The 3,043-nt window shown below is 30.6% G+C and carries 3 protein-coding genes; all 3 read right to left on the reverse strand.

Annotated features, from left to right (window positions below; all coding sequences use genetic code 11):
• A partial coding sequence (locus SVN78_09840; GenBank protein MDY6821906.1) for a cytochrome C occupies window positions 1-217 on the reverse strand: 217 nt, incomplete at its 3' end.
• Window positions 218-641: 424 nt separating this feature from the next.
• Complete coding sequence (locus SVN78_09845; GenBank protein MDY6821907.1) at window positions 642-2,372, reverse strand: ABC-ATPase domain-containing protein; 1,731 nt, start codon at window positions 2,370-2,372, stop codon at window positions 642-644.
• Window positions 2,373-2,596: 224 nt separating this feature from the next.
• Window positions 2,597-3,043: tRNA(Ile)-lysidine synthetase (locus tag SVN78_09850; protein ID MDY6821908.1), on the reverse strand; the 447-nt coding region annotated here is incomplete at its 5' end.

Consider the following 3,043-nt stretch of genomic DNA (forward strand, 5'->3'; position numbering starts at 1 on the left):
CCCTTTTATATTGATAATAGTGGCATTTTCCACAAGTTTTATCCCAACATTCTATATCTGATGGGTTATTTTTACATTCCATCCCACGATGGGCTTCTTCTTTAGTGCGTTTTTTATTATTACCACTGTGACAATCAATGCATTTAAAATTGTGATTATCTGATACAGCTTCTATATTGTTATGGCATGCTTTACAGCTTGAAAACTCATTAGCCATCAAAGACTTTTTTAAAGGTGATATAAAAAAGGCAGATAAAATTATTATATAAATAATTATTGTTTTTATTTTATTAATATAAATATAAATAAACATTATAAATTTTGCTATGTATTAATTTGGTCAATTTTCTATATTTATATTGTTTATAGCTTTTCTTTTTTCGTCCCCAAATAATAAATTGCCTCTATTAGTTTTTGCATCTTTATATTAACACATTTTTAATATATACTGAATAAAGTTTTTGAGATAATATTGTTTTTCTCTGTTATATCTTCATTTATTTGCCTGTATATAAATAATCTCTAACCTAAAACATCAAGGGAAACACATTTGGCAATGAAAAGGATAAGGAAAGACTATACTTATTTTAAATAAAGTAAGCTTTAATAATTTGTTCCGCATCACTTAATTAAAAGGGCGGTTAGTTTTCTTTTTTAGAAAGTTCAAGGGTTCTAAGGCGATTTAGTACTGCCATAACTTCATACAGCCTTGGTTTTGTCATTGAAGCTGATTTTTTATCTAGAAAGTCAAAACCACTTTTTTCCAATTTTTCTCTCAAATTGTTTATCACTTCTTTGTAAGCCAATGGAAATTTATTATCTGATATATGCCTTAGTATTTTTCCTGTTGTTGCAAGTTGTGACTCATCAATAAATTGTTCTACATTTCTAACATCTATCTCTTCTCTATTAATTATAATCCTGTCAGTTTTTAAAGTTTTAATTTTGAATTTTCTATTTCTTTCTATAAAATTAAATGTTTCAGCATGAATTACTCTAGAATAATCAATATGCGGTTTTTCTTGTTCAGTTTCATAGTTTATATCTGAATATTTCTCAAAAATAATTTTGGCCTTTTTTGTTACATCATAACATTTAAAATTTTTCATCATAAGAACAGTATCTGATTTCCCTAAATAATCTCCATTACCTCCCATAACAAGAACTGTGGAAACATCATAATGGTCAAGCAGTTGCCTAACACGTTCTACAAAAGGTGTAATGGGTTCAAAGTCCTTTGGTATTAGCTCACGCATTTTAGCGTCTCTTACCATAAAATTTGTTGCTGAGGTATCTTCATCTATGAGTAATAGTTTAGTTCCTGACTCTATTGCCTCAAGAATATTTGTTGCTTGTGAAGTACTGCCGCTGGCATTGCTCGTTTTAAAAAAAGAAGTATCCACATTCATAGGAAGATTATTCACAAAAGACCTAATATCTATACCTGCTACATTTCTTCCATCCTCAGACCTTATACTTACTGCAGTTTTATCAACAACTGTCCATTCTCTACCATCTGAAGGGATATGAGGATAAACCCCCATCTTTAATGCATTTAAAAGAGTGGATTTTCCATGAAAGCCGCCTCCGACAATAGTAGTTACGCCTTTTGGGATACCCATCCCAAAAATTTTTGTAATTTTATTACCATCTTTATCTGTGATAGGGTTTTTTAGATTAAAGTTAATTTTTAGAGTTTCCGGTGAATAGAAAGGTACTGCTTCTTTCATAGGTTTTTGGCTATCGCCACTTTCACGCGGTAGTATACTTTCATTAGCAATAAAAGCAATAAGACCCTTATCTTTAAGTTGTTCTCTTATATCTTCTTGATTTTCTATGCATTTAATAAACTCCATACATTTAACTTTATCTAAGTTATTCCATTTAACAGTTTCAATAACTTCTGGCAAAATCCTATAAAATATTTTTTCACACTCATTAGCCAAAATTGTTCTACCGGCAGCTGGTAGGCCTACACTTAAGCGTATTTCAAGTGAATTTTTATCTGTAATTACTGAGGAGCGCTCTATAACTTCCTGGGCTCCACTGTTTATAAAAAGTGAGCCGCTTTTCCCTGAGCCTTTTACTGTTTTACTGTGTTTTATCAAGCAATCTCTTATAATCCTTGCTATATAATCTTCAAAAGCAATCTTACGTGATTTGCTTTTGGTGCATTCATCTGGGAATTTCAAATAATTTCTGTTTATACTTATTCTTATATCTGAAGGAGAGGCAAAGGGATCCCCCTGAACCCTGTCTATAAATAAAATAAAGTTGTCAGCTTTATAAACACCTTTTAGATCGTTGTATGCTTTATATCCTTTTCTGTCGATTCTATTTAAGATACTCTTTATTTCTGAAAAATTTCTCATTAAATGAGCTCCTTCTACAAATGCTATAATTTAGAGACTAATTTAACAAAGATCATAGGAGTGTCAACAAAATATGGATTTGGCTTATTTTAATATAGATGTTTTAGCTAAGGCATAACGCTTTAATATTTTATTCATATTATTAACCTATGTTATAGTTTTTTATGCAACTTATATTTTATGATTAAATAGAATGGCATGGTGGCTAGTTAATGCAATTAAAATTATTCATTTATTTTTTCCATAAGCCTGCAATATGTACATATCTCAGAAAAACTTTCCATGCCGCATACTTTACATTTTTTTATTTTATTTATCCCCGTGTTGTTTTCTTTAAAGATATTGGCATTTTTCAAGAACTGGAGATAAAAATACTGTTTTGTGCCAGGGGATTTTTCTTCTAGTCTGTTAAGAACATCTTTATAGTAGATACTTGTAGCACCTTTACTCATAGGGCATTCCCTTTGGATATAATCTATTTTGTTAGTTAGAGCATAAGCTGCTATTTCATAGTCGGTGAGTCTCATTAAGGGTTTCACCTTTTTTTTAAGCATATTACCCTCAGCTTTTAGAACTGGCTCATGTTTGGAAAGTCTCGTTAAATCCCATTTTAAAATATTTCCAAGCAATCTGGAGGCTTCATCATCCATATTATGACCTGTAGCTACAAC

Source organism: Deferribacterota bacterium (genome assembly GCA_034189185.1).
Lineage (GTDB): Bacteria > Chrysiogenota > Deferribacteres > Deferribacterales > UBA228 > UBA228.